At 73.2% G+C, this 1,062-nt stretch carries 1 protein-coding gene; it reads right to left on the reverse strand.

Annotation, left to right across the window (positions count from 1 at the left end):
• Positions 1–110: 110 nt before the first annotated feature.
• The coding region (locus ABZ885_RS41920; RefSeq protein WP_360200560.1) for a DUF3103 family protein at positions 111–1,062 on the reverse strand (952 nt) is incomplete at its 5' end.

Genomic DNA, 1,062 nt, shown 5'->3' on the forward strand with positions numbered 1-1,062 from the left:
TCGATCTGAGCGTCGCTCAGCTCTCCGCGGGCGCGCTTGGTCCTGATGACGGAGATGGAGCGGGCGACCGGCGGGGCCCGCCGGTCGGCCGGGAAGCGGCGCCGGACGCCTCAGAACTGCTCGACCCAATACGGCTCGACGGTCATCCAGCCGTTGCCCGAGGCGCCGTTGAGCCGGCCCGAGCTGGTCCGCGCGAGGGTGTACCAGGACTCCACGTAGTCCGGGTCGTCGGTCCACCAGGACGAGGGCAGGGCGTCCAGCACCGCGTTGACGAGCGGGACGTAGGCGCCCTGGTCGGCGATCGTGAGCAGGACGGCCGCGACGGCCTTGGCGAGCGCCAGGTAGTTGGTGTCGCCGTCGTCCTCCATCAGGACCACGTCGGCCAGGTTGTACTTGTAGTTCGACCAGTTCACCAGGATCTGGTTCGGGTAGTACACCGTGCCGTCGTAGCGCAGGTAGGGCATGGCGACCGAGTCCACCCGCACCTTGCCGTCCTGCCCGAAGCCGGTGACCAGGCTGAACATCTCGGCCGCGCCCTTGAACCACGGCTCCTGGTCGTCGGACACCTCGATGCCGTCGATCTTCGTGCCCCACCAGCCGCCGGCCGCCTGTGCACCGGCGAGACCGCGCGCGGCGAACTCCCGGCGCAGCACCTCGGTTCCCGCCGCCATCGCCTTCGCGGTGTCGATGTCGACCAGGTAGACCGGCTGCTCCGGGAGCCGGCCGGCGTCGAGGGTGCGGACGCGGCCCGCGCTGTCGTAGGCGCGGATCGTGCGGGCGTGGTCGTCGGCCACGGCGGAGGCCACCAGCGGTGCGGCGCCGGCGTCGAGGGCCGCACGCATCGACGGGTCGGCCAACTGGACGCGCAGCAGCGGGCCGAGGCCCGCGTCGAGGCCCTTGGCGCCGGCGATCCTGCGGTCGGCGTCGGCCGCGGACGCGGCGAGGGCGTGCGCGGCGGGCGAGTCGGCGACGTCCACGCTGCTGCCCCGGGCCGCCAGTTCGGCGACCCTGGCGGCCAGACCGGCGGCGGAGGCTCCGGACCGGCTGGTCAGCACGAGTCGC

Origin of the sequence: Kitasatospora sp. NPDC047058 (assembly GCF_040643935.1) — a bacterium.
Taxonomy (GTDB): Bacteria; Actinomycetota; Actinomycetes; order Streptomycetales; family Streptomycetaceae; genus Kitasatospora.